The 24,526-nt window shown below is 72.8% G+C and carries 22 protein-coding genes; 11 read left to right on the forward strand and 11 right to left on the reverse strand.

The annotated features are described in order from the left end of the window. Positions 1-72 precede the first annotated feature (72 nt). From ABZ564_RS01785 to ABZ564_RS01795, 3 genes are all read right to left on the reverse strand, one after another. Positions 73-1,398, reverse strand: a complete 1,326-nt coding sequence (locus ABZ564_RS01785; RefSeq protein ID WP_360847821.1) for a deoxyguanosinetriphosphate triphosphohydrolase — start codon at positions 1,396-1,398, stop codon at positions 73-75. A 36-nt stretch (positions 1,399-1,434) separates the two neighbouring features. Further along, complete coding sequence (locus tag ABZ564_RS01790; protein ID WP_360847824.1) at positions 1,435-2,226, reverse strand: sirohydrochlorin chelatase; 792 nt, start codon at positions 2,224-2,226, stop codon at positions 1,435-1,437. Positions 2,227-2,353: 127 nt separating this feature from the next. Further along, the gene (locus ABZ564_RS01795; RefSeq protein WP_360848283.1) at positions 2,354-3,157 is read right to left on the reverse strand and encodes a Cof-type HAD-IIB family hydrolase; all 804 of its coding nucleotides are present in this window, start codon (positions 3,155-3,157) and stop codon (positions 2,354-2,356) included. Positions 3,158-3,304: 147 nt separating this feature from the next. On the opposite strand from ABZ564_RS01795, the gene ABZ564_RS01800 reads away from it, so the two are divergent. Further along, positions 3,305-4,060 carry an ElyC/SanA/YdcF family protein gene (locus tag ABZ564_RS01800; protein ID WP_360847827.1) on the forward strand — a complete coding sequence of 252 codons (756 nt, stop codon included), beginning with the start codon at positions 3,305-3,307 and terminating at the stop codon, positions 4,058-4,060. Here the strand turns inward: ABZ564_RS01800 and cutA are convergent. Together cutA and ABZ564_RS01810 are read right to left on the reverse strand one after the other, a co-directional pair. After that, positions 4,047-4,388, reverse strand: a complete 342-nt coding sequence (gene cutA, locus ABZ564_RS01805; RefSeq protein ID WP_360847830.1) for a divalent-cation tolerance protein CutA — start codon at positions 4,386-4,388, stop codon at positions 4,047-4,049. The genes ABZ564_RS01800 and cutA overlap by 14 nt on opposite strands. 68 nt (positions 4,389-4,456) lie before the next feature. Further along, complete coding sequence (locus ABZ564_RS01810; protein ID WP_360847833.1) at positions 4,457-5,080, reverse strand: NAD(P)H-dependent oxidoreductase; 624 nt, start codon at positions 5,078-5,080, stop codon at positions 4,457-4,459. A gap of 208 nt (positions 5,081-5,288) precedes the next feature. Between ABZ564_RS01810 and ABZ564_RS01815 the strand changes: the two genes are divergently transcribed. From ABZ564_RS01815 to ABZ564_RS01825, 3 genes are all read left to right on the forward strand, one after another. Next, the gene (locus tag ABZ564_RS01815) at positions 5,289-5,792 is read left to right on the forward strand and encodes a DUF5990 family protein (protein ID WP_360847836.1); all 504 of its coding nucleotides are present in this window, start codon (positions 5,289-5,291) and stop codon (positions 5,790-5,792) included. A gap of 357 nt (positions 5,793-6,149) precedes the next feature. Further along, positions 6,150-7,046 (forward strand): hypothetical protein, encoded by an 897-nt coding sequence (locus ABZ564_RS01820; protein ID WP_360847840.1) that lies wholly within the window; start codon positions 6,150-6,152, stop codon positions 7,044-7,046. A 97-nt stretch (positions 7,047-7,143) separates the two neighbouring features. Beyond that, a complete protein-coding gene (locus ABZ564_RS01825; protein ID WP_360847843.1) occupies positions 7,144-7,767 on the forward strand; it encodes a class F sortase in 624 nt (207 codons plus the stop codon). Positions 7,768-7,785: 18 nt separating this feature from the next. Here the strand turns inward: ABZ564_RS01825 and ABZ564_RS01830 are convergent, their stop codons facing one another. Then, positions 7,786-8,574, reverse strand: coding sequence for a TSUP family transporter (locus ABZ564_RS01830; protein ID WP_360847846.1), 789 nt, complete (start codon positions 8,572-8,574; stop codon positions 7,786-7,788). 280 nt (positions 8,575-8,854) lie between these two features. On the opposite strand from ABZ564_RS01830, the gene nirB reads away from it, so the two are divergent. From nirB to ABZ564_RS01845, 3 genes are all read left to right on the forward strand, one after another. After that, entirely contained in the window at positions 8,855-11,449 is a 2,595-nt protein-coding gene (nirB, locus tag ABZ564_RS01835; RefSeq protein ID WP_360847849.1) for a nitrite reductase large subunit NirB, read from the forward strand. Next, the gene (gene nirD / locus ABZ564_RS01840; RefSeq protein ID WP_360847852.1) at positions 11,449-11,808 is read left to right on the forward strand and encodes a nitrite reductase small subunit NirD; all 360 of its coding nucleotides are present in this window, start codon (positions 11,449-11,451) and stop codon (positions 11,806-11,808) included. The genes nirB and nirD overlap by 1 nt, the downstream gene beginning before the upstream one ends. A gap of 86 nt (positions 11,809-11,894) precedes the next feature. Further along, positions 11,895-12,821, forward strand: coding sequence for an oxidoreductase (locus tag ABZ564_RS01845; protein ID WP_360847855.1), 927 nt, complete (start codon positions 11,895-11,897; stop codon positions 12,819-12,821). A gap of 4 nt (positions 12,822-12,825) precedes the next feature. Here the strand turns inward: ABZ564_RS01845 and ABZ564_RS01850 are convergent, their stop codons facing one another. From ABZ564_RS01850 to dusB, 4 genes are all read right to left on the reverse strand, one after another. Continuing rightward, on the reverse strand, positions 12,826-13,236 hold the full coding sequence (locus tag ABZ564_RS01850; protein ID WP_360847858.1) for a VOC family protein: 411 nt from the start codon (positions 13,234-13,236) through the stop codon (positions 12,826-12,828). Between the two features lie 140 nt (positions 13,237-13,376). Continuing rightward, a complete protein-coding gene (locus ABZ564_RS01855) occupies positions 13,377-14,381 on the reverse strand; it encodes a helix-turn-helix domain-containing protein (protein WP_360847861.1) in 1,005 nt (334 codons plus the stop codon). A gap of 495 nt (positions 14,382-14,876) precedes the next feature. Further along, entirely contained in the window at positions 14,877-17,588 is a 2,712-nt protein-coding gene (gene ppdK, locus ABZ564_RS01860; RefSeq protein WP_360847864.1) for a pyruvate, phosphate dikinase, read from the reverse strand. Between the two features lie 550 nt (positions 17,589-18,138). Beyond that, positions 18,139-19,287, reverse strand: a complete 1,149-nt coding sequence (dusB, locus tag ABZ564_RS01865; protein WP_360847867.1) for a tRNA dihydrouridine synthase DusB — start codon at positions 19,285-19,287, stop codon at positions 18,139-18,141. Between the two features lie 141 nt (positions 19,288-19,428). Here dusB and bla point away from each other — a divergent pair, with 141 nt between their 5' ends. Both bla and ABZ564_RS01875 read left to right on the forward strand, forming a co-directional pair. Beyond that, positions 19,429-20,352 carry a class A beta-lactamase gene (gene bla, locus ABZ564_RS01870; protein ID WP_360847870.1) on the forward strand — a complete coding sequence of 308 codons (924 nt, stop codon included), beginning with the start codon at positions 19,429-19,431 and terminating at the stop codon, positions 20,350-20,352. Between the two features lie 15 nt (positions 20,353-20,367). After that, positions 20,368-21,858, forward strand: coding sequence for an MFS transporter (locus ABZ564_RS01875; RefSeq protein ID WP_360847873.1), 1,491 nt, complete (start codon positions 20,368-20,370; stop codon positions 21,856-21,858). Between the two features lie 368 nt (positions 21,859-22,226). Here the strand turns inward: ABZ564_RS01875 and ABZ564_RS01880 are convergent, their stop codons facing one another. Next, positions 22,227-22,472, reverse strand: coding sequence for a DUF6243 family protein (locus tag ABZ564_RS01880; RefSeq protein ID WP_360847876.1), 246 nt, complete (start codon positions 22,470-22,472; stop codon positions 22,227-22,229). 316 nt (positions 22,473-22,788) lie between these two features. Here ABZ564_RS01880 and ABZ564_RS01885 point away from each other — a divergent pair, with 316 nt between their 5' ends. Further along, positions 22,789-23,802, forward strand: coding sequence for an aldo/keto reductase (locus tag ABZ564_RS01885; RefSeq protein WP_360847879.1), 1,014 nt, complete (start codon positions 22,789-22,791; stop codon positions 23,800-23,802). Positions 23,803-23,885: 83 nt separating this feature from the next. Beyond that, positions 23,886-24,473: a TetR family transcriptional regulator gene (locus ABZ564_RS01890; protein ID WP_360847882.1), complete on the forward strand. Its 588-nt coding sequence runs from the start codon at positions 23,886-23,888 to the stop codon at positions 24,471-24,473. Positions 24,474-24,526: the final 53 nt, after the last annotated feature.

Genomic DNA, 24,526 nt, shown 5'->3' on the forward strand with positions numbered 1-24,526 from the left:
CTTGCTGCGCGGCGCCAACTGCGAGCGTCCCGCACGCAGCGTAGTGGGGGAAGGGGGTGCGGCCCGTTCAGGTCACTCCCGGTGGCGGCCGGTCCCGGCGGCGGTGAGCGAGCGGTGCAGGGCACGGGCGGAGGCGTCGGTGAGGGCGGCGATCTGGTCGACGAGGACCCGTTTGCGGGCGCGGTCGTCGGGGGCCGACTCGTACAGCGCGCGCAGGTGTGGTTCGAGCCCTTCGGGGGCCCGGGCGGTCAGCGCGGCGGCCAGTTCGGCGATGACGATCCGCTGGCCGGCGCGGATCTCCTCCTGTTCGGCGCGCTGCATGACGTAGCGGTCGGCGATCGCCTTGAGTACCGCGCACTCGTTGCGGGTGGCGCGGGGGACGACGAGCTCGGCGCCGTACCGGCTGAGGGGTCCGGTGCCGTACGTCTGGCGGGTGGCGGTCTCGGCGACGAGGCAGAACCGGCCGATCAGCTGGCTGGTGGCGTCCTTCAGCCGGGCCTGGGCGACGGCCGAACCGTCGTAGCCGTGCGGCCACCACTCCTGGGCGATGAGCCGGTCCAGCGCCTCGGCCAGTTCCTGCGGGTCGGTGCCGGCCGGGACGTACCGGCCGACGGCGACGTCCCAGATCTCCCGGCGCTCCGGCCCCGCCTCCAGGCGGTCGGGGTCGATGTGCCCCGCGTGCAGCCCGTCCTCGAAGTCGTGGACGGAGTACGCCACGTCGTCGGACCAGTCCATGACCTGGGCCTCGAAGCACTTGCGGTGGCGCGGCGCGCCCTCGCGGAACCATTCAAAGACCGGCAGGTCGTCCTCGTACACCCCGAATTTGGGCGAGCCGGGGTCCGTGGGGTGGGCGCCCCGGGGCCAGGGGTACTTGGTGGCGGCGTCCAGGGCGGCGCGGGTGAGGTTGAGTCCGACGCTGGCCAGGCCGCCGGTGCGGGTGTCGGGGACGAAGCGCTTGGGTTCGAGGCGGGTGAGCAGCCGGAGCGACTGGGCGTTGCCCTCGAAGCCGCCGCAGTCGGACGCGAAGTCGTTGAGCGCCTGCTCGCCGTTGTGGCCGAAAGGCGGATGCCCCATGTCGTGCGAGAGGCAGGCCGCCTCCACCAGGTCGGGGTCGCAGCCGAGGGCGGCGCCGAGCTCGCGGCCGACCTGGGCGCACTCCAGGGAGTGGGTGAGCCGGGTGCGCGGGCTGGCGTCCCATGCCTGGCCGCGGGTGCCCGGCGTGACGACCTGGGTCTTCCCGGCGAGCCTGCGCAGGGCCGCGGAGTGCAGCACGCGGGCGCGGTCGCGCTGGAAGGCGGTGCGGCCGGGGCGTTTGTCCGGCTCGGGGTCCCAGCGCTCGGTGTCGGCCGGGCCGTAGGGCGCCGTACCGGGGTGCTGTGTGCCGTCCGTGCCGTTCATGGGACCGACCCTAATCCGCCGCACCGGCAGGACGGGTCAGGCGGAGGCCGGAAAACGTGTGTGCGTGGGTATGTCGTACGCGAGGGGGCCGGCCGCGAGCGCCTGGTCGTAGCGGTGCAGGATCAGCCGGGCCATCGCGGGGTGGGCGCCGAGCGGGGCGGCGGCGATCCAGGGCGCGTGGGCGGCGGCCGCCGAGGCGAAGCGCCCGGGCGCGGTGAAGTACGAGGCGACGGCGATCCGGTGGTGGCCCCGGGCGGCGAGCGCGCGCACGGCGGCGGGGACGGTGGGCGAGGCGGCGGAGGTGTACGCGGGCACGACGGGCACGCCGCCGAGCCGTTCCCCGAGGAACCGTGCGGTACGCCGGGTGTCGGCCGCCGATTCGGGGTCCCGTGAACCGGCGGCGGCCAGCACCACGGCGCTGTCCCGGTTCCCCTGGTCCGAGGGGTGCCAGCCGGCCTCGGTGAGCCGGTCGTGCAGCGCCTCCACCAGCAGGGGGTGCGGCCCGAGGGGCGCCGCGACGCGGGCCCGCAGGGCGGGGGCGGCTGCGACGGAGGCGGGGATGTCGTGCTTGACGTGGTGCCCGCGCCCGAGCAGCAGCGGTACGAGGACGGCCTCGCCGTCGCCGAGGGCGTGCAGGGTCTCCGGCAGGAGGGGGGCGTTGAGCTCTATGTGTCCGAGGCGGACCTCGAGCCCCGGCCGCAGCTCGCGCACCCGTTCCAGGAGGGCGGCCACGGCGTGCGGGGCACGGAGGTCCCGGCTGCCGTGCGCGACGGCGACCAGGGCGGGGGCGGCGGACGCCGGGCGGGTGAGGTGCCGGATGCGGTGCATGAGGTGATGGTGACGGACGCACGTTGCCGGGTCGTTGCACGCCGGTCACGGGCGTTTTCCACTGCCTCACGGGGGAAGGGCTGCGGCCGTCGGGCACCGGGGCGGTGTTCCGGGGCGCGGGTGCCCGTCACGCCCGCTCCCGCACGGCGAACAGGTGCTCGATCACCTGGGCCACCCCGTCCTCCTCGTTGCTCCGGGCGTGCGTCGGCACGGCGGCCAGCACCGCCGGGTGGGCGTTGGCCATGGCGTAGCCCGTACCGGCCCAGGCGAGGACGGTGAGGTCGTTGGGCATGTCCCCGAACGCGATGACGTCCGCCGCGTCGATGCCCCGGTCCGCGCACAGCGCCGCGAGCGCGCCGGCCTTGGTGACGCCGGGCGCGCTGATCTCCAGCAGTCCGCGGCCGCCCGAGTGGGTCAGCTGGACCGTGTCGCCGGCTCCCTGCCGGGCGGCGGCCAGCAGGGTGTCCGCGTCGAGCCGCTCCGACCAGGCGAGCAGCTTGGTGACGGGGGCATCGGTGAGCCACAGGTCGGCGAGGGAGGCCACGGGCAGTTCGGCGCCCGCGTCCTCGGACAGGCGCAGCCGGTAGGCCGGTTCGTAGAACACCTGGTTGCCGGTCTCCAGCGCGAAGCCGATGCCGGGGACGGCGGCGGCGAGCGCGGTGGCGACCTGCCGGGCGACGGCGAGGGACAGGGCGCTGGAGGAGACGACGGTACGGGTGGCGACGTCGTAGACGAGGGCGCCGTTGCTGCACACCGCCGTGCCCACGAGCCCGGCGGCCTCGGCCAGCCGGTCCACGAAGCGGGGCGGCCGGGCGGTCACGATGACGATCTCCGTGCCGGCCTCCTCGGCCGTGCGCAGGGCGCGCAGGGTGCGGGGCGACAGCGAGCCGTCACCGCGCAGCAGGGTGCCGTCGAGATCGGAGGCGATCAACCGTGGGAGCGACATCGCCCGATGGTACGCGGACCGCCCCGGCCGGGCGGAGAACCCTTTCGGCCGTCCGCTCGTCCAGTGGGGCAGGGGGCGGTGCGCCCCCGGCGCCGGGGGCGGACGAGTGAGGGCGGGCACATGAGGGGACGGATGCGGCGGACACCAGGGGGCGACCGGACGGGCGGTGCCCGGCTGCGGAGGGCCGTCGCAAGGCTGCGGCCCCGGGTGCCGCGCACCCGGCGGGGGCGGCGGAGGGCCGTGCAGGGGCTGATGGCCGCGTGCGTGCTGGCTCTCGCGCCGGCGACCTGGCTGCACGCGGTGTCCGAGGCCCGGATCAGTACGGCCGAGGAGGTGCCCGCGCGGCAGGTCGCGGTGGTGTTCGGGGCCGGGCTGTGGGACGGGAAGCCGTCCCCGTACCTCGCGAACCGGCTGCGGACGGCCGCCACGCTCTACGGGGACGGGAAGGTGGAGGTCGTCCTGGTCACCGGGGACAACAGCCGCGAGGAGTACGACGAGCCGGACGCGATGCGGACGTTCCTGGTCGGGAAGGGGGTGCCGGACGACCGGATCGTCAGCGACTTCGCGGGCTTCGACACCTGGGACTCGTGCGTGCGGGCGAAGAAGATCTTCGGCGTCGACCGGGCGGTACTGGTGAGCCAGGGCTTCCACATCCGCCGGGCCATCGCGCTGTGCCGGGCGGCGGGGATCGACGCGTACGGGGTCGGGGTCGAGGACGCACACGACATCACCTGGTACTACGGCGGGACGCGGGAGGTGCTCGCGGCGGGGAAGGCGGCGTTCGACGCCCTGTTCGAGCCGGACCCGCACTTCCTGGGGCCCCGGGAGCGGGGCGTCGACGACGCGCTGGCGGCGGCCTCCCGCCGGCCGGGCCTCAGACCGAGGTGACCGGGGCCGTCTCGGCCGAGACCCAGTTCAGGTAGCGGGCGCTGCCCCGGAGGACCGGCAGGGCGATGATCTCCGGGGTGTCGTAGTCGTGCGCCTCCTGGAGGTGCGCCTCCAGCTCGTCGTACCGCTCGGCCGTCGTCTTGATCAGCAGCTGCCACTCCTCGGCGGCCTCGATGGCGTTCTGCCAGCGGTAGACCGAGGTGACGGGCGCGGAGATCTGCACGCAGGCGGCGAGCCGCGCCTCGACCACTCCCCGCGCCAGCTCCCCGGCCTTCTCCTCGCTGTCCGTCGTGGTCAGTACGGTCAGCCATGCCGGTGTCGTCGTCACGTCGCCCTCTCCTCGCAGCGGTCGGCGGCCTGTTCCCCGATTGTGGGCTCCCGGGGCCCGCCGCGCCATCACCCGCCGTACGGATGAGCCCTCTTCGCGTCCCGCAGCGCGCGGCCCCACCAGACGAGCTGGTCGAGCAGCGTCTTCACCGCGGCGGCCGGCCCGGCGGGGTCGTGGTGCCTGCCCTCGTCGTCGAACCGGGCGCCGGCGTTGTGGAAGGAGACGGTGTCGCGGATCGAGACGGCGTGCAGTTCGGCGAAGACCTGCCGCAGGTGCTCGACCGCCCGCAGCCCGCCGGAGACCCCGCCGTAGGAGACGAACGCCACGGGTTTGGCCTGCCACTCGGCGTAGTGCCAGTCGATGAGGTTCTTCAGCGGCGCCGGGTAGGAGTGGTTGTACTCGGGGGTGACGACGACGAAGGCGTCCGCCCCGGCCAGCCGGGCCGAGACGTCGGCCAGCAGCTCGCGGGCTCCGGGTTCCAGGTGGCGGGCGAGGGCGGTGGGCAGGTCGAGGGCGGCGACGTCGATCACCTCGGTCCCGATCGCGGGATGGGCGTCGGCGTGGGCGAGGAACCAGTCGGCGATGACGGGGGCGAACCGGCCCTCGCGGTTGCTGGCGAGGATGACGGCCACCTTGAGGGGGGCGGTTTCGGACATGACGGTGGCGGTGGATTCCGCAGTGATGAGGTCCATGGCGCAGACGTTCGTACATCAACCACGGTTGAGGTCAAGTGCGGCTGGAGCGGCCGCCGCCCCATGGCCGGGCGCCCCCTCCCCGGTCAACGGCCTGCGCATACCGTGGCCGTACGGCGACTCCAGCAGCGGCGGGCCTTCCCTACGCCGAGTTCGACGGCCGGCGGCGCCGGGCGAGCCGGTCCGGGACGGGCGGGATCATGGACCCATGGAGACACCCGGTCAAGGCCCGCACACCTCGCCCCTGCTGATCCACATCGAGGGCGTCCGGCTGCCCGGCCGCGTCTGCCCGCCCGGGCCCGGCTTCACCGGCTTCACGAACGTCCACGTGGGCGTCCAGCGCAAGGACCGTCCCGACGAACTCCTCGGACTGCACCCGGGCGACGCGGCGGGCGCCCGCTGGACCCTGGACTGCACGGCGGCCGCGGACGCGGAGGGGGTCACAGTCCAGGGGCCGTACGTGCAGAACCGGCTCGGCGGGCGCTTCGTGTACCTGTCCTGGGGCACGGTCGACGACAACGGCCTGTTCTCGATGTTCCGGCGGGCCAAGCTGGTGTTCGCCGACATCGACCCGGCCGTCCTGGCGGCGGCCGTGCACTCCGGGCACCTCACCGCGCGGCTTCCGCTCTCGGACGCCGAGGGGCGGCCGCGCTGCGCCCGGGTCCGGCCGCCGGCCGTCGAGTGGTCGGCCACCGCGCCGCGGCATCCCTGACGCAGTCCGCCCCCTCCGGACCCAGGGGGGGAAGGTCCGGAGGGGGCGGCGGCCGGGGGCGGCTGTGCGCACCGTCCCGTGGGGGGTTGTGATGCGTGTTCCCGCTCAGCGCCGCCTCACGCATGTGATGTGCACCACACCTCCCGCCGGGCGCGTCACCCGAACGGCACCGACCCGCCACGAACTACGCAGTCCGCCCGCCGTCACCGCTGTGACCTGCGGCGATGCCGCTTGGCAAGGAGGCCGCGCCGAGCCGTGCGGGTGAGAACTGACTCGGCGTCAGCAGGCATGGGGGGCCGTACGGCTGTTGGCTCGGGATCAGGACAACCCGCCAGCGCCCGGCTCGGAGGAAACCCCATGCGCCGTCCTGCCCGACTCGTGACCGGCACCGCTGCCGCGGCCCTCGCCGCCGCAGCGCTCGGCCTCAGTGCCGCCGCCCCGTCCGCGTACGGGGAGGAGGCGGCGTCCCTGCGGATCACCCCCGCGAGCGCCGCCCCGGGCGCCACGGTCACCGTGGACACCACCGCCTGCGGCAGCGACAGCAGCGCCACCGGCGACGCGAGCGCGCTGGACGCCCCGGAGTTCCCGCTGGCGCCCGCTCCCCTCGAAAAGGCCCTGGCCGGCTCCTTCCGGGTGCCCGGCGGCGTCGAGCCCGGGCCGTACAGCATCGGCGTGGACTGCGCGAACGGCAAGAAGGCCACCGGCGAGATCGAGGTGAAGGCCGCCGGCCGGGCTGCCGGGGACGACGCCGGCGGCGCGGCCGCCTCCGCGCACGACGAGGCCGGCACCGGCGCCGCCGCGGACCCCGCCGAGGACCCGGCCGAGGCCCCCACGGGGGCCGCCGACTCCCCCGCGTACGACTTCTCCGACCTGGACGGCCTGGGCAGCCAGGACGACACGGAGGACCTGGCCGGTCTCGACGGCCTGGACGCCGAGGCCGCCGGTTCCGCCCTCGTACCGGACGCGCCGGCGGAGGCGGGCCGCACCACGCCCACCGAGCGCCCCGCCCCCTCCGGCCACGAGAGCACCCCCGGGCGGGACGAGACGGGGTCCGGCGGGCGGGAGACCCCCTCGGGCCACCGCCCCTCGGCCACCCCCACCGCCCCCTCGGGGCCTGTGAAGACCGGAGTCGGCGGCAGCGTCGGCCCGGACACCACCCAGATCGCGGCGGGAGCCGGCGCCCTCGCCGCTGCCGCCGTCGGCGGAGCCTGGCTCCTGCGTCGCCGGGCGAGCGGCACGCAGGACGCCGGCTGACGGAGGCATCCACCCCTCCGTACCGCCCGGTGTCCGTCCCGGTGGCCCCGCGCCACCGGGACGGGACCGCTTCCCCTTCCGCACCCGGAGGACGACCGTGTCCCAGAAGGCCAAGGGCTGGCTGCTCGTCGTCGTGGCGCTGGCCGGTGTCTGGCTGATCCAGAACGGCGCGGGCACCCGGATCACCCCGCCCGGACCGGCCGTCGCCCAGGCATTCGCCGCCGGCCCGGACCTGCCGCCCGGCTCACCGGTCGCCGAGCCGCTGCGCCCCTCCGCGCCCGTCCGCATCCGGATTCCGGTCATCGGGGTGGACGCGCCGATGATGCGGCTCGGGCTCGGGGCCGAGGGCAGCCTGGAGGTGCCGCCCGCCGGGGACACCGACATCGTCGGCTGGTACAAGGACGGCACGCCGCCGGGCGCCAGGGGCACCGCGATCGTCGCCGGCCATGTCGACAACGCCGAGGGCCCGTCCGTCTTCTACGACCTGGGCTCGCTGAAGAAGGGCAGCACCGTCGAGGTGGACCGGCAGGACGGCCGCACCGCCGTCTTCACGCTCGACGCGATCGAGGTGTACGAGAACGAGGACTTCCCCGACCAGCGGGTCTACGGCGCGTCGGATCACGCGTCGCTGCGGCTGATCACCTGCGGCGGCGGATACTCCCGGGAGACGGGCTACCAGGGGAACGTGGTGGCGTACGCCCACCTCATGAGCGTGCGCTGAGGCCCCGCCGGACAGGTCCTAACTCTGCCACTGGTCGAACGCCAGCTTCGCGACCAGCGAGAACACGACCATCAGCAGCACCCCGCGTACGAACTCGCTGCCCCTGCGCAGCGCCATCCGCGCGCCCAGCAGACCGCCCGCCAGGTTGAACACCGCCATCAGCGCCGCCAGCTGCCACAGCACGTTGCCCTGGTGGGCGAACATCGCCAGCGCCCCCGCGTTGGTGCAGACGTTGACGATCTTGGCGGTCGCGGAGGCGGTCACCAGGTCGAGGTGGAGCACGGCGGTCAGGGCCAGCACCAGGAAGGTGCCCGTGCCCGGCCCGAACAGCCCGTCGTACAGGCCGATGCCGCCGCCCACCAGGACGATCGCGGTGACCGCACGGGCCCGGGTGACCTGGGGAGGGACGCCGTCCCCGGCCGCCCGGCCGAACTGGGGCCGCAGCATCACGAACGCGGCGACCGCGAGGAGGACCACCATGATCACCGGGCGCAGCACATCGCTGCTGATCCCGGCGGCGAAGAACGCGCCGGTCATCGATCCGGCCAGGGCCGCGAGCCCGATCCGGACCGCGGTGGCGACCTTCACCGGCGCCTTGCGCGCGTAGGTGACGGCGGCGCCCGAGGTGCCGACGATGGCGACGGCCTTGTTGGTGCCGAGGATCTGTGCGGCCGGCAGGTGCGGCAGCCCGAGCAGCAGCGCGGGGAGCAGGAGCAGCCCGCCGCCACCGACCACCGCGTCGATCCACCCGGCCGCCGCCGCGGCGAGGCACAGCACGACGAGGGTGGTGAGGGTTATGTCTGGCATGGCCCGACCCTATGGAGCGGATACGTGCACAGTCCAACCGCCCCGGTGCTCCCACGGGAAGTTGCGCCGGCTCTGAGGTTTTCGCAGCTCACGGGCCCTCCTCCGGGCCCGGCCGGCAGCCTCACAGGCCCTCGCGGCGGGTGCTGAGCGCAAGGTTCCTCCCGGGAAACAGCGGGGAACCGGCCGGGTAACACCGCCGGGACACGCTTCCCGTCATGAGCACACAGGCCCGGCGCCTGTGGCCCTGCCGAATCAGCTCACCGACGACGGAGGCCCCGAGATGCCGGTGTCCATTCCCCCGACCGCCCCCACCTCCACCCCTGCCGCCATACCCACCCTCGTGGTCGTCGGGCACGGGATGGTCGGCCAGCGTTTCCTGGAGGCCCTGGCCGAGCGCGGGCTGACCGGCGCCGCCGGCACCGCCCGGGTCGTCGTCCTGTGCGAGGAGCCCCGCGCCGCCTACGACCGGGTCCAGCTGACGTCGTACTTCGCGGGGAAGACCCCGGAGGACCTGTCGCTGGCCGAGCACGGCTTCATGGAGCGGCACGGCTTCGAACTGCGGCTCGGGGACCCGGCGGTGGCCGTGGACCGCACGGCCCGGACGGTCACCGCGCGGTCCGGGGAGGTCTTCGCGTACGACACGCTGGTGCTGGCGACCGGGTCCTACCCGTTCGTGCCGCCGGTCCCCGGCAAGGACAGCACCGGCTGCTTCGTCTACCGGACGATCGAGGACCTGCTCGCCATCGAGGAGTACGCGAGGACGGCGACGACCGGTGCGGTGGTCGGCGGCGGGCTGCTCGGCCTGGAGGCGGCGGGCGCGCTGAAGGGCCTCGGCCTGGACACGCACGTGGTGGAGTTCGCGCCCCGGCTGATGCCCGTCCAGGTGGACGAGGGCGGGGGCGCGGCGCTGCTGCGCACCATCGAGGACATGGGCCTGACCGTCCACACCGGGGTCGGCACGCAGGAGGTGATCGCGGACGAGGGCGGCGCGGTGACCGGGATGGCGCTCTCCGACGGCTCCGCGCTGGCCACGGACCTGGTGGTGTTCTCGGCCGGGGTGCGCCCCCGCGACCAGCTGGCCCGGGACTGCGGTCTCGCGGTCGGGCCGCGCGGCGGGATCGTCGTGGACGAGGAGTGCCGGACCTCCGACCCGGCGGTCTTCGCCATCGGCGAGTGCGCGCTCGCCTCGGACGGCCGGGTGTACGGGCTGGTGGCGCCCGGTTACGAGATGGCGCTGACGGCCGCCGAGGTGATCACCGGCAAGGAGGCCGCGTTCACCGGCGCCGACCTGTCGACCAAGCTGAAGCTGCTCGGCGTGGACGTGGCCTCCTTCGGCGACGCGCACGGCACCGCCGAGGGCTGCCTCGACGTCGTGTATTCGGATGCCCGCTCCGGTGTCTACAAGAAGCTGGTGATGGCGGCGGACGGCACCCTGCTGGGCGGGGTGCTGGTGGGTGACGCCGACCAGTACGGCACGCTGCGCCCGATGACCGGCAGTGTGCTGCCGGTCGCCCCGGAGCAGCTGGTGCTGCCGGCGGGGGCGGGCGGCCCGGTCGCGCTGGGCCCCTCCGCGCTGCCCGACGAGGCGGTGATCTGCTCCTGCCACAACGTCACCAAGGGTGCGATCTGCGAGCACGGCACCCTGCCCGAGGTGAAGAGGTGCACCAAGGCGGGCACCGGCTGCGGCAGTTGCGTCAAGGTGATCGGCCAGCTGCTCCCGCAGAGCCAGGACGCGGGCCTGTGCGGCTGCTTCGCGTACACCCGCAGCGAGCTGTACGAGATCGTCCGCACCCTGCGCATCACCTCGTACGCGGACCTTCTCGACTCGCACGGGCGGGAGGCGGCGCGCGGCGGCGACGGCTGCGAGATCTGCAAGCCGACGGTCGGCTCGGTCATCGCCTCGCTGGCCCCGACGGTGGGCGCGAGCGGCTACGTCCTGGACGGTGAGCAGGCGGCCCTCCAGGACACCAACGACCACTTCCTGGCCAACCTCCAGCGCAACGGCTCGTACTCGATCGTGCCGCGCATACCCGGCGGCGAGATCACCCCGGAGAAGCTGATCGTGATCGGCGAGGTGGCCCGCGACTTCGGGCTCTACACCAAGATCACCGGCGGTCAGCGCATCGACCTGTTCGGCGCCCGCGTCGACCAGCTGCCGCTGATCTGGACCCGGCTCGTCGACGCGGGCTTCGAGTCCGGCCACGCGTACGGCAAGTCGCTGCGGACGGTCAAGTCCTGTGTGGGGCAGACCTGGTGCCGCTACGGCGTGCAGGACTCGGTGAAGATGGCGATCGACCTGGAGCTGCGCTACCGGGGTCTGCGCGCCCCGCACAAGCTGAAGTCGGCCGTCTCGGGCTGTGCCCGGGAGTGCGCGGAGGCCCGGGGCAAGGACTTCGGGATCATCGCCACGGCCGGTGGCTGGAACCTCTACGTGGGCGGCAACGGCGGCGCGACCCCGCGCCACGCCGACCTGCTAGCCCAGGACCTGTCGGACGCCGAACTGGTCAGGCTGATCGACCGGTTCCTGATGTTCTACATCCGCACCGCGGACCGGCTGGAGCGCACCTCGGCCTGGCTGGAACGCATCGAGGGCGGCCTGGAGCACGTCCGGGACGTCGTCGTGCACGACAGGCTGGGGCTCTGCGACGAGCTGGAGCGGCTGATGGCCGACCATGTGCGCGGCTACCGCGACGAGTGGGCCGAGACCATCAACGACCCGGAGCGGCTGCGCCGGTTCGTCACCTTCGTCAACGCCCCCGACGCGCCCGACCCGTCGGTGAAGTTCGTCCCGGAACGCGACCAGGTCAAGCCCGACCTGGACATCCTCGCGGGGCCGGTTCTCGCCATCCGCACTCTTGAAGGGACCGCCTCCTGATGACCACGCAGACGATGGAGACCGCGCAGGACACCCGCAGCATCCGGCTCGCCGCCGGGGACGGCTGGCTCACCGTGTGCGACCGCTCGCTGCTGACCCCGGGCCGCGGGGTCGCCGCTCTCCTCCCGGACGGCCGGCAGGTCGCGCTGTTCCTGGACCGGGCGGGGCGGACGTACGCCATCGACAACCGCGACCCGTTCACCGGGGCCTATGTCCTCTCGCGCGGCCTGGTGGGCTCGGAGGGCGGGCAGCCCTTCGTCGCGTCGCCCCTGCTCAAGCAGCGCTTCGACCTGGCGACGGGCGCCTGCCTGGACGACGACGAGGTCTCCGTACCGGTCTTCGAGGTCCGCGCGGACTGACCGCCTCCGCTCGCCCGCCGACGGCCGGGAGAACCCACGGACGGGTGCTTCCGGCCGTTCCGGCCACCGGTCGTACGCTTGGATCCATGACCCAGGGCTGGAGCGCGCGCGACACACCCGACCAGAGCGGCCGCACGGCCGTGGTGACGGGAGCCAACAGCGGAATCGGGTTGATCACCGCCCGCGAACTGGCCCGCTGCGGGGCCAGGGTGCTGCTCGCCTGCCGCGACGAACGGCGCGGCGAGGAGGCGGCGGCCCGCATCCGTCACGCCGTGCGCGGCGCGGACGTGGAGTTCGCCGCCCTGGACCTGGCCGATCTGTCCTCCGTACGCCGGTTCGCCGCGGACTTCCGGGCGGACCGGCTCGACCTGCTGATCAACAACGCGGGTGTGATGGCCCTGCCGTACGGGCGGACCGCCGACGGCTTCGAGACCCAGTTCGGCGTCAACCACCTCGGGCACTTCGCGCTCACCGGGCTGCTGCTGCCGAAGCTGCTGGCGGCCGGGGGCGCCCGGGTGGTGACCGTCTCCAGCGGGCTGCACGCGCTGGCCGACATCGACATGGGCGACCTCAACAGCGAGCGGAAGTACCATCGCTGGATCGCCTACGGCCGCTCGAAGACCGCCAATCTGCTCTTCGTCCACGAGCTGGCCCGGCGGGCCGCGGCGGCCGGCAGCGGTCTGGTCGCCGCCGCCGCGCACCCCGGCTACGCCTCGACCAACCTCCAGACGGCGGCGGCCCGGATGGAGCACCGCAGGGCCGCGGAGCGGCTGATCGAGCTCGGCAACCGCATCGTCGCCCAGCCCGCTTCGGCCGGTGCCCTGCCCACGCTGTACGCGGCCACCGCGCCGGGGGTGCGCCCCGACTCGTTCACCGGGCCGCGGCTGCTGGGCATGCGCGGCGCGCCCGGCCCCTCCCGGCGGGCGAGCTGGACGCGCAGCGATGTGGCGGGCGAGCGCCTGTGGGTGGCCTCGGAGCAGCTGACCGGGGTGACGTTCGCGGGGCTCTCCTGAGGGATCAGCCCTGGTTCTCGGCCGCGGACGGGTCCATCCAGATGACCTCCCACATGTGGTGGTCCGGGTCCTGGAAGGACCGGCCGTACATGAAGCCGAATTCCTGCGGCTCGTTGGCCGGCGATCCGCCGCTCGCGAGAGCCGCGTCGGCCAGCTCGTCCACCTTCTCGCGGCTGTCGGCGCTGAGCGCGAGGATCACCTCGGTGGACGTGGCGGCGTCCGCGATCTCCTTCTTGGTGAAGTCCTTGAAGCGCTCCTCCTGGAGGAGCATCGCGAAGATGGTGTCGCTGATGACGAGGCAGGCGGTGCGCTCGTCGCTGAACTGCGGGTTGAAGGAGTAGCCCAGCTTGCCGTAGAAGCTCTTGGACGTCTCCAGGTCCTTGACCGGCAGGTTCACGAAGATCATCTGAGGCATGGCCTTCTCGCTCTCTGGGTGCGTGGTTCCGGGTGCGTCCGTCGAACGCCTCTCCACAGGTGGACGCCGGGGCCGCCCGGAACTCATCGGTGCGGCCGCAGATCCTTTCCGCGCGGGCCCGGCCGGAAAACCCGCCCGGCTCAGGAAACCGCCAGCGGCGCCCCGCCCCGCAGCAGCGAACCGCCCAGCGGGGTCAGGGTGTGCAGGACGGAGCCGCCGTGCCGCAGGGTGTGGACGAGGCCCGCCTCGCGCAGGACGCAGGCGTGCTGGCTGGCCGAGGCGAGGGAGACCCCGGCGCGGCGGGCCAGTTCGCTGGTGGTGCAGCCGTCGCCGATGGCCCGCAGGACCGTGGAGCGGGTCTGTCCGAGGAGCCGGCCGAGCCAGGGGCCCGGTTCGGCGAAGGCGGGGGCGGCCGGGTGGGTGACCGGGTAGACCAGGACGGGCGGGAGCAGGGGGTCGCGCAGGACGACCGGGGTGCCCCGGCAGAAGAACGAGGGCTGGAGGAGCAGTCCGCGCCCGTCCAGGTGGAGGTCCCGGTCGACGGGGTAGTCCGCCTCCAGGACGGGTGCCCGCCACCGGATGACCGGCGGGAGCGAGGCGAGCAGTTCGTCGGTGCCGCCGTCCAGGAGGGCGCGGCCCCGGATCACGCGGTCGGCCTCGACGGCGGACTGGATGTGCGGCCAGTACGGCTCGACGGCGGCGCGGTGGTAGTCCCGTAAGGCGCCGACGAGCCGGCCCAGGGGCTCGGCGCCGCCCTCGCGCAGCGGCTCCAGACGGGCGCGCCGGGCCGTGCGCCGGGCGCCGGGCGGGCCGGGGTCGTCGAGCAGGCCGATCTCGGCGCGCAGGCGCTCGGGCGGGGTGGCGCGCACGGCTTCGGTTCCGGCGTCGAGGCCGAGCGGTTCGGCGCTTTCCTGAGAAGGCGTCAGGAAGTCGGGGAAATAGCCGCGCCGCGGAACCACCGCGGACAGCAGACGCACTTCACCGCTCAGCCTCGGACGGGTTTCCGCGCGCCATTTCCCGAAGACCGCGGAAGCCCTCCGGTCCCTCAGCCGGTGAAAGCTGAGAATGGTCTCCCACAGCGCGTCCGGCCCTGCGGCCATCCGCACCCGGGAAAGGTCCCATCCGGAGACATGGATACGCAGCACCGAACTCCCACCCCTTGCACCTGCAATTACCCCCTCGCAAGAGTATGCGAATCGTAACAGCACGTCACCACGGGGTTTCGGCCAGAGGTGAAACGCCTCGCCCCGACCCGCCACCGGACGAAAGGCTGTACGTCGTCGGGTGCGATTCCGGAGTCACCGGAAGAGCGAGTGAAGGCCGTGGGGGGTTTCGCTCGTTCGGCGGCGGTTGGCACCGGTGCGGCTCCGCACCCGATGGGGGTAAGCCGGGTGCGGCCCGTGGATGGGGATCCACGGGCCGCACCCCGGTCCGTTCAGCTCGATTTCTTTGCGCATTAAACGAAGCAATGGGCACCGCTCGCCAAATCTCCCGGGACATGACAACACACGCGGTGGTGCGGCCGGCGCGACAAGGCGGCGGCACCCCCGCACAGGGTGCCGCCGCCTCCGGAATTCCGCGCGTGGCCGGTTCGGTGAGGGTGAGGGACCGGCGGCGCGCGAAATCGGTGGATGCGCCGCTCAGCGGCTGTCGCTGCCCCGCGAACCGGCCGCCGCCCGGCCCGCCTCCAGGCGCGCCACCGGAATGCGGAACGGCGAGCAGGAGACGTAGTCGAGACCGGCCTCGTGGAAGAAGTGCACCGACTCGGGGTCACCGCCGTGCTCCCCGCAGATGCCGAGCTTGAGGTCCGGGCGGGTGGCCCGGCCGGCCGCGACGGCGTCCTCGACCAGCGAACCGACTCCGTCCTTGTCGATCGTCTCGAACGGCGACACCCCGAAGATCCCCTTCTCCAGGTACGCGGTGAAGAACGAGGCCTCCACGTCGTCGCGGGAGAAACCCCAGACCGTCTGGGTCAGATCGTTGGTGCCGAAGGAGAAGAACTCCGCCGCCTCCGCGATCTGCCCCGCGGTCAGCGCGGCGCGCGGCAGCTCGATCATCGTGCCGATCTTCAGCTTGAGGTCGGTGCCGGTGGCCGCCTGCACCTCGGCGATGACCCGGTCCGCCTCCTCGCGGACGATCTCCAGTTCCTGGACCGTGCCGACGAGCGGGATCATGATCTCGGGGCGCGGATCGCCCTTGGCGTTCTTGCGGGCGGCGGCCGCCTCGGCGATGGCCCGCACCTGCATGGCGAACAGGCCGGGGATGACCAGGCCGAGCCGGACGCCGCGCAGCCCGAGCATCGGGTTCTGCTCGTGCAGCTTGTGCACCGCCTGCAGGAGCCGCAGGTCGTTCTCGTTGGCGTCCTTGCGGGCCTCGGCGAGCGCCACCCGTACCGACAGCTCGGTGATGTCGGGCAGGAACTCGTGCAGGGGCGGGTCCAGCAGCCGTACGGTGACCGGCAGCCCGTCCATCGCCTCGAACAGCTCGATGAAGTCCGCCCGCTGAAGCGGAAGCAGCTGCTCCAGGGCCGTCTCGCGCTCCTTGTCGGTGTCGGCGAGGATCAGCTTCTCGACCATCTCGCGGCGCTCGCCGAGGAACATGTGCTCGGTGCGGCACAGCCCGATGCCCTGGGCCCCGAAGCGGCGGGCCCGCAGGGCGTCCTCCGCGTTGTCCGCGTTGGCCCGCACCCGCAGCCGGCGCATCCGGTCCGCGTACGCCATGATCCGGTGCACGGCGGCGACCAGCTCGTCGGCGTCGTCGGCGCCCGCGTGCATCCGGCCCTCGAAGTACTCGACGACCGGCGACGGCACCACGGGGACCTCGCCGAGGTACACCTTGCCGGTGGAGCCGTCGACGGAGACGATTTCGCCCTCCTCCACGACGATGCCGCCGGCCGTCAGCCGCCGGCGCTTGGTGTCGACCTCGATCTCCTCGGCGCCGCAGACACAGGTCTTGCCCATGCCCCGGGCGACGACGGCGGCGTGCGAGGTCTTGCCGCCGCGCGAGGTCAGGATGCCCTCGGCGGCGATCATGCCGTCCAGGTCGTCCGGGTTGGTCTCGCGGCGGATCAGAATGACCTTCTCGCCGGACCGGGACCACTTGACGGCGGTGTACGAGTCGAAGACCGCCTTGCCGACCGCCGCGCCCGGCGACGCGGCGATGCCCCGGCCGAGCCGCCGGGTCTTCGCGGTGTCGTCGAAACGCGGGAACATCAGCTGTGCGAGCTGGGCTCCGTTGACCCGCTGAAGGGCCTCGGCCTCGTCGATCAGCCCCTGGTCCACCAGCTGGGTGGCGATGCGGAAGGCGGCGCCGGCGGTACGCTTGCCGACCCGGGTCTGGAGCATCCACAGATGACCGCGCTCGATGGTGAACTCGATGTCGCAGAGGTCCTTGTAGTGGGTCTCCAGCGTCTCCATGATCTTCAGCAGCTGGTCGTACGACCGCTTGTCGATCGCCTCCAGATCGGCGAGCGGCACGGTGTTGCGGATGCCCGCGACGACGTCCTCGCCCTGCGCGTTCTGCAGGTAGTCGCCGTAGACGCCCTGGTGGCCGCCGGCCGGGTCACGGGTGAAGGCGACGCCCGTACCGGAGTCGGGGCCGAGGTTGCCGAAGACCATCGAGCAGACGTTGACGGCGGTGCCGAGGTCGCCGGGGATGCGCTCCTGACGGCGGTAGAGCTTGGCCCGGTCGGTGTTCCACGAGTCGAAGACCGCCTTTATGGCCAGGTCCATCTGTTCGCGCGCGTCCTGCGGGAAGTCGCGGCCCGCGTCGCGTGTGACGATCTTCTTGAACTGCTTGACCAGCTTCTTCAGGTCGGCCGCGTCGAGGTCCACGTCGACCGTGACGCCCTTGGCCTCCTTCGCCTCCTCCAGCGCCTCCTCGAAGAGGTCGCCGTCCACCCCAAGGACGGTCTTGCCGAACATCTGGATGAGCCGGCGGTAGGAGTCCCACGCGAACCGCTCGTCACCGGCCTGGGCGGCGAGGCCCACCACGGAGGCGTCGGAGAGCCCGATGTTGAGGACGGTGTCCATCATCCCGGGCATCGAGAACTTGGCGCCGGAGCGTACGGAGACCAGCAACGGGTCGTCGGCCTGGCCGAGCTTCTTGCCCATCCGCTTCTCCAGGGCGTCGAGGTGCGCACTCACCTCGTTGCGGAGCGCGGCCGGCTCCTCACCGCTTTCGAGGTAGACCTTGCACGCCTCGGTGGTGATGGTGAAGCCGGGAGGGACGGGGAGCCCGAGGTTGGTCATCTCGGCGAGGTTGGCCCCCTTCCCGCCGAGCAGGTCCTTCAGATCCTTGTTGCCCTCGGTGAAGTCGTAGACGAACTTCTGCACATCATTGTTTTCCGACACGGGTCTCGACTCCTCGAGGACGCGGTGGCTGCCCTGACGGCGAGGAACATACCCAGATCGAAGGTGCGTGGGTACGTCCGCTTGCGCGTCGTAGGGCCGTAACCACCCGTCCGCCAGCAGATCGAAAGCCGGCCGCGCGACGGGCGCGCGGAACGATGCGTTCAGGACTCGTACGCAGGATGACGCAGAGCTCGGCGGAACCCGCGGTCCGGTGGCTGAAAGTGACTGAAGCGTCGATCGATCAAAGTGCAACCACCTGGCACCCAGTGCCGCCATTTGAGAAATGCAGCCCCGAATTTCACGCTCACATGAGCATAGAAGCCCTCAGAGTGGCGAGAATCACTCCACGAGGGCCGCTCAGATGTCACCATCCGGACACTCGATAAGTGACACCGAGTCGCCACTTGTTCACCTATCGCAACGGAAAGCGGCCTCACCCGCATGCAGGACGCCGATTCAGGGCTTCAGAGCCCGAATCGCGCCCCGCCGAGCGCTCAAATGAGCAGGACGCGGGAAAGGGCACGGAGTGCCCCCTCCCTCTGCGGCTTTCTCAGCCCCCGGAGGTGTCCAGCTCCGCGTCGGCGCTCACGCCCGCGCAGTCGTACGGGTCCTTCAGCCAGCCGTCCGGGAGGACCACCCGGTTGTTGCCGGAGGTGCGTCCGCGCGGTCCGTCCGCGCCGTCCGGCCACGACTGGTCCAGGTCCAGCTCCTGGAGCTGGGAACCCAACTCCTCCAGCGAGGAGGTGATCGCCAGCTTCTTGCGCATCTCGGAGCCGACCGCGAAGCCCTTGAGGTACCAGGCCACGTGCTTGCGGAAGTCGATCACGCCACGGGACTCGTCGCCGATCCACTCCCCCAGCAGCGTCGCGTGGCGCAGCATCACATCGGCGACGGTGCGCAGCGTGGGCTCCTGCCTCGTCCCCGTCCCCTCGAACGCGCTGACCAGGTCACCGAAGAGCCAGGGCCGGCCCAGGCAGCCGCGCCCCACGACCACGCCGTCGCAGCCGGTCTCGCGCATCATGCGCAGGGCGTCGTCCGCGCACCAGATGTCGCCGTTGCCGAGCACCGGGATCTCCGGGACGTGCTCCTTGAGGCGGGCGATGGCATCCCAGTCGGCGGTGCCGCCGTAGTGCTGCGCGGTGGTCCGGCCGTGCAGGGCGACCGCCGTGACACCCTCCTCCACGGCGATCCGGCCCGCGTCGAGGTAGGTGAGGTGGTCGTCGTCGATGCCCTTGCGCATCTTGATGGTGACGGGCAGGTCGCCGGCCCGGGAGACGGCCTCGTGCAGGATCGCGCGCAGCAGCGGCCGCTTGTACGGGAGGGCCGAGCCGCCGCCCTTGCGGGTGACCTTGGGGACCGGGCAGCCGAAGTTGAGGTCGATGTGGTCGGCGAGGTTCTCGTCGACGATCATGCTGACCGCCTTGCCGACCGTGTCGGGGTCCACTCCGTAGAGCTGGATGGAGCGCGGGGTCTCGCTCGCGTCGAAGTGGATGAGCTGCATGGTCTTCTCGTTGCGCTCGACCAGGGCCCTCGTCGTGATCATCTCGCTGACGAACAGCCCCTTGCCGCCCGAGAACTCCCGGCACAGTGTGCGGAAGGGGGCGTTGGTGATGCCGGCCATGGGCGCGAGGACCACCGGCGGCTGCACGGTGTGCGGGCCGATGCGGAGCAGCGGGGGCGAGGGGGCGAGCGTGGTCATGGCCCCATTGTCCCGTACCCGGGCGACTGCTCCCGAGGCGGGCGCGGCCCGCCGGGCCGGCGGAAGAAGGGGACGGTGTCGGACCCCGGCCGTAGCGTGGGGGTTCCGACGAGCAGCCGGTGAACGAAGGAGACGAAGCTCATGACAACGCCCCCGGCCCCCTTAACCCCCCACACCCCCAGCCGTCGCAGACTGCTCGCGCTCGGCGGTGCGGGCGCCGCGGGGGCGCTGCTCTTCGGCGCGGGGTCCGCCCGCGCGGCGGCCGGCTCCACGACGGCCCGGCTGCGCGAGCTGGAGCGGGCGCATGACGCCCGCGTCGGCGCGTTCGCGTACAACGTGGTCACCGGGGCCGCGGTGCGGCACCGGGCCGACGAGCGCTTCCCGATGCTGTCGACCTTCAAGACGCTCGCCGCGGCGGCCGTCCTGCGGGATCTGGACCGGGACGGCGAGGTCCTGGAGAAGGTGATCCACTACACGGAGGCGGACTGCGTGTCCGATTCGCCGGTCACCGACACCCCGGAGCACCTCGCGAGCGGGCTGAGCGTCGCCCGCCTCTGCGATGCCGCCATCGGCGACAGCGACAACACTGCGGGGAATCTGCTGCTGCGTGAGCTGGGCGGCCCGGGTGCGGTCACCCGCTTCGCCCGCTCCCTGGGCGACCGCGTGACCCGGCTGGACCGCTGGGAACCCGTGCTGAACTCCGCCGAGCCGGGCCGGGTCACGGACACCACGAGCCCGTCGGCGATCGCCCGCGACTACGCACGGCTGGTCCTGGGGGACGTGCTGGAGCCCCGGGACCGCGAGCGGCTGACCCACTGGCTGCTGAACTGCCGGACGAGCGGTACGCGCTTCCGGGCCGGTCTGCCGCCGGAGTGGACGGTCGCCGACAAGACGGGCGGCGGCTCGTACGGCTCGTGCAACGACGTGGGCGTGGCGTGGACGCCGGAGGGTGCGCCGGTGGTCCTGGCGGTGCTGACGACGAAGCCGGGCGATCCGAAGGCGGCAGGCGACCATCTGCTGATCCGGGAGACGGCCGCCGTCCTGGCAGCGGCGGTAGTTAGTTAGCCGTACTATCGATGGATGCCCGAGCTGAACCCCCGGCGGCGGATGCTGGTGCTCGCGATCTGCTGCATGAGCCTGCTGATCGTCAGCCTTGACACCACCGCCCTGAATGTCGCCCTGCCCGCCATGCGCGGAGAACTGGACGCGAGCGTCGCGGGGATGCAGTGGACGATCGACGCGTACACGCTCGTCCTCGCATCCCTGCTGATGCTCGCGGGTTCCACCGCCGACCGGATCGGCCGGCGCAAGGTCTTCATGGCCGGTCTCGTCCTGTTCACCCTGGGTTCGGCGCTCTGCTCGCTGGCGTCGGACCTGGAGGCCCTCATCGCCTTCCGGATGGTGCAGGCCGTGGGCGGCTCCATGCTCAACCCGGTCGCGATGTCGATCATCACCAACACCTTCACCGAGCCCCGCGAGCGCGCCCGTGCGATCGGGGTGTGGGGCGGGGTCGTCGGCCTCTCGATGGCGGCGGGCCCGGTGGTCGGCGGCGCCCTGGTCGACTCGGTCGGCTGGCGGTCGATCTTCTGGGTCAACCTGCCGATCGGTATCGCCGCCCTACTGCTGACCTGGCGTTACGTCCCCGAGTCGCGCGCCCACCGGGCCCGCCGCCCGGACCCGGTGGGCCAGCTCCTGGTGATCACACTGCTGGGCTCGCTGACGTACGCGATCATCGAGGCCCCGCAGAAGGGGTGGACGTCCGGGGAGATCCTGCTGTTCGCCGGGCTCGCGACGGCGGCCCTGGCGTGCCTGCTGGTGTACGAACCCCGGCGCGCCGATCCACTGATCGACCTGCGGTTCTTCCGCAGCGTTCCGTTCAGCGGCGCGACCGTCATCGCGGTCAGCGCCTTCGCCGCGCTCGGCGGCTTCCTCTTCCTCAACACCCTCTACCTCCAGGACGTCCGGGGGATGAGCGCCCTGGACGCCGGTCTCTGCACACTGCCGATGGCGGCCGTGGTCTGCGTGCTCTCGCCGGTGTCCGGGCGGCTGGTGGCCAGTCGGGGGCCGCGCACACCGCTGCTGATCGCGGGTGGCGCGATGGCGGTGAGCGGGCTGATGCTGGCGGCGTTCGACGCGGAGACCGGGACGGCCTCGATGTTCGCCGCGTATGTGCTGTTCGGTCTGGGCTTCGGCTCGGTGAACGCGCCCATCACCAACACCGCCGTCTCCGGTATGCCGCGCTCCCAGGCGGGCGTGGCGGCGGCCGTCGCCTCCACCAGCCGCCAGATCGGGCAGACCCTCGGCGTCGCCGTGATCGGCGCGGTCCTCGCGGCGGGCATGAACGGCGCGGGCTCCGCCGGTGCGGCGGACGGCTTCGTGGCGGCGAGCAGGCCGGGCTGGTGGATCGTGACGGGCTGCGGGCTCTGCGTCCTGCTGATCGGGGCGCTGAGCAGTGGCCGCTGGGCGAGGGCCACGGCCCACCGGACGGCGGAACGGCTGGCGGAGCCGGTGGCCGGGGGCCCGGCCGGCGCGCCCACCGCTCAGTCCTCCGCGGCGCGTACCAGTTCCTGAAGCCGCTCCGGCCGCTGGTGGGTCTCGGCGGCACGGAGGTCTCCGGGGCACGGGGTCTCCGGGGCCGGTGGCTTCGGGGCGGGGCGGCCCGGGCGCGTCGGAGACGCGGAGACCGGAGACGCGGAGACGCAGCGGCCCGGCGGGCGGACCGTGCGGTCCGCCCGCCGGGCCGGACGTTGCGCCGCTGGGTGCCCGGGGCGCGAGACGCCCGTAGGCGCGGGGGCGCGAGCGCCTGGCCCGGGGCACGGGGTGTCCGTCGGCACGGGGTGTCCGTCCGTCGGCACGGGGTGTCCGTCGGCACGGGCCGCGAGCGCCCGGCCCGTGGGGCGGCGCGGGAACGCCTGCCCCGGGGTTGCGCGAGGCGTCCGTCAGCTCTGGGCGGGGGCCTCCGGCTCCGGGGCCTCGCCCTGGGTGGTCTGCGCCTCCGGGTCCGCGCTGTCCGGCTGCGCGGACCCCGCGGCCCGCTCCCGCATCTTGCGGAGCAGCTCCTGCTTCTGGTCGGCGGCCGACCTGCGGTCGGCCTCGCGCGCCGGACCGGCGCCCTGCGCCTCGGCGCGGGACAGCTTCTTGCGCTGTCCGCCGACGCCGAGAAGGTTGTTACGGCTCTTGGCCATGGGGTTCTCCCGATTACTGGTCTCAGTGAGGTCTGTCGCGACCTTGGATCGATCCGTGGGCGGCGGGTGACCGGACCCGCCGCGTGCTCACTCGTAGATCTGGAAGAACGCATACATACGGAAGACGGTACCCATACCGGCCTCCGTCCTCACCCGGTTTTCCGTCGGCGGACGCGATTCCCCCGTCCGAGGGAACATGGAATGACAGATACTGAAATCTGTCATCACATATGCCATGGTTGATGTACGGCGCGGGAGCTCTTCGGCATCCCGCCTCTGCTCGCGTTTCCGCTTTCCGACGACTCAGGAGTCACCGATGACCGCCCTTCCCACCCGCGCGCTCGGCTCCACCGGCCCGAAGGTCTCCGCGATCGGCCTCGGCTGCATGGGCATGTCCGCGCTGTACGGCGAGAGCGACCGCGCCGAGTCGATCGCCACCATCCACGCGGCGCTCGACGCCGGTGTCACCCTGCTGGACACCGGCGACTTCTACGGCATGGGACACAACGAACTGCTGATCAACGAGGCGCTGCGCACGGCCCCGCCGGCCGCCCGCGAACAGGCCCTGACCAGCGTCAAGTTCGGCGCACTGCGGACCGTCGAGGGCGGCTTCACGGGATACGACGGCCGCCCGGCGGCCGTCAAGAACTTCGCGGCGTACTCCCTCCAGCGCCTCGGCACCGACCACATCGACGTCTACCGGATCGCCCGGGCCGACCCCGACGTCCCGATCGAGGAGACCGTCGGCGCCATCGCCGAACTGGTCGAGGCCGGGCATGTCCGCCACATCGGCCTCTCCGAGGTGGGCGCCGACACGATCCGGCGAGCGGCAGCCGTGGCCCCCGTCTCGGACCTCCAGATCGAGTACTCGCTGCTGTCGCGGTCCATCGAGGCGGAGATCCTGCCCGCCTGCCGCGAGCTGGGCATCGGCGTCACGGCGTACGGGGTGCTGTCGCGCGGGCTGATCAGCGGCCACTTCACTCGGGACCGCCAGCTGGCCCCGGGCGACTTCCGGGCCATGAGCCCCCGCTTCCAGGCGGAGAACCTCCAGCACAACCTGGACCTGGTCGAGGCGCTGCGCAAGATCGCCGAGCAGAAGGGCGTGACGGTGGCCCAGATCGCCATCGCCTGGGTCCTGGCCAGGGGCACGGACATCGTGCCCCTGGTCGGTGCCCGCCGACGCGACCGGCTGGCCGAGGCCCTCGGCGCCCTGGACGTGCGGCTGGACGCGGTGGCGCTCGCCGCGATCGAGGAGGCAGTCCCGGCGGGGGCCGCCGCCGGCGCCCGCTACCCGGCCGGCCAGATGGCCCACCTGGACAGTGAGCGCTGACCTCCGGGTACGGTCAGCGAGGTGCGGGCCCGCGCCTGCGACCCCCGCCCAGCCCGTAGCCCTCGAAAGGCAGCACACCCGCCATGACGCCGCCCTCCGACCCGCTGACCCCCGAGCGCATCCTCGAAGCCACCGAGGAGGTCCTGCGCCGTTACGGACCCGCCAAGGCCACCGTGGTCGACGTGGCGAGGGCGCTGGGCGTCAGCCACGGCAGCGTCTACCGCCACTTCCGGACCAAGGCCGCGCTGCGCGAAGCGGTGACCGGCCGCTGGCTGACCCGTACGGAGCTGGCGCTCACGGAGATCCTGGAGCAGTCCGCCCGGCCCGCCCCGGACAAGCTGCGGCAGTGGCTGGAGGCGCTGTTCGAGGCCAAGCGGCACAAGGCGGGCGACGACCCCGAGCTGTTCGCCACGTACCGGGTGCTGATGGGCGGCAGCACGGTGGTGGAGGAGCACATCGCGCATCTGGTCGGCCAGTTGCGGGAGATCATCGCGGAGGGGGTCGCGGAGGGGCGGTTCTCGGTCGACGACCCGGGGGCGGCGGCCCAGGCAGTGTTCGACGCGACGGCCCGCTTCCACGACCCGGCGTACGCGGACCAGTGGCAGAAACCCGCGATCCGGGCGGAGTTCGGTGCCGTATCGGACCTGCTGCTGCGCGGCCTGAGCGCCTGAGCGTTCAACGGGCATGCCCGCCTGCGCGACCCGCTCGGCCCTCGGCGCCGACC

The organism is Streptomyces sp. NPDC019224 (assembly GCF_040632605.1).
Taxonomy (GTDB): Bacteria; Actinomycetota; Actinomycetes; order Streptomycetales; family Streptomycetaceae; genus Streptomyces.

Excerpts from the sequence above, each read along its gene's own strand:
- ABZ564_RS01845 (WP_360847855.1), top strand. The coding sequence starts at position 11,895 with ATGACCCAGGGCTGGAGCGCGCGCGACACACCCGACCAGAGCGGCCGC.
- ABZ564_RS01875 (WP_360847873.1), top strand. The coding sequence starts at position 20,368 with ATGCCCGAGCTGAACCCCCGGCGGCGGATGCTGGTGCTCGCGATCTGC.
- nirB (WP_360847849.1), top strand. The coding sequence starts at position 8,855 with ATGCCGGTGTCCATTCCCCCGACCGCCCCCACCTCCACCCCTGCCGCC.
- ABZ564_RS01880 (WP_360847876.1), bottom strand. The coding sequence starts at position 22,472 with ATGGCCAAGAGCCGTAACAACCTTCTCGGCGTCGGCGGACAGCGCAAG.
- ABZ564_RS01815 (WP_360847836.1), top strand. The coding sequence starts at position 5,289 with ATGGAGACACCCGGTCAAGGCCCGCACACCTCGCCCCTGCTGATCCAC.
- ABZ564_RS01890 (WP_360847882.1), top strand. The coding sequence starts at position 23,886 with ATGACGCCGCCCTCCGACCCGCTGACCCCCGAGCGCATCCTCGAAGCC.
- ABZ564_RS01850 (WP_360847858.1), bottom strand. The coding sequence starts at position 13,236 with ATGCCTCAGATGATCTTCGTGAACCTGCCGGTCAAGGACCTGGAGACG.
- ABZ564_RS01810 (WP_360847833.1), bottom strand. The coding sequence starts at position 5,080 with ATGGACCTCATCACTGCGGAATCCACCGCCACCGTCATGTCCGAAACC.
- ABZ564_RS01790 (WP_360847824.1), bottom strand. The coding sequence starts at position 2,226 with ATGCACCGCATCCGGCACCTCACCCGCCCGGCGTCCGCCGCCCCCGCC.
- ABZ564_RS01885 (WP_360847879.1), top strand. The coding sequence starts at position 22,789 with ATGACCGCCCTTCCCACCCGCGCGCTCGGCTCCACCGGCCCGAAGGTC.
- ABZ564_RS01830 (WP_360847846.1), bottom strand. The coding sequence starts at position 8,574 with ATGCCAGACATAACCCTCACCACCCTCGTCGTGCTGTGCCTCGCCGCG.
- nirD (WP_360847852.1), top strand. The coding sequence starts at position 11,449 with ATGACCACGCAGACGATGGAGACCGCGCAGGACACCCGCAGCATCCGG.
- ABZ564_RS01785 (WP_360847821.1), bottom strand. The coding sequence starts at position 1,398 with ATGAACGGCACGGACGGCACACAGCACCCCGGTACGGCGCCCTACGGC.
- bla (WP_360847870.1), top strand. The coding sequence starts at position 19,429 with ATGACAACGCCCCCGGCCCCCTTAACCCCCCACACCCCCAGCCGTCGC.
- ABZ564_RS01820 (WP_360847840.1), top strand. The coding sequence starts at position 6,150 with ATGCGCCGTCCTGCCCGACTCGTGACCGGCACCGCTGCCGCGGCCCTC.
- dusB (WP_360847867.1), bottom strand. The coding sequence starts at position 19,287 with ATGACCACGCTCGCCCCCTCGCCCCCGCTGCTCCGCATCGGCCCGCAC.
- ABZ564_RS01800 (WP_360847827.1), top strand. The coding sequence starts at position 3,305 with ATGCGGCGGACACCAGGGGGCGACCGGACGGGCGGTGCCCGGCTGCGG.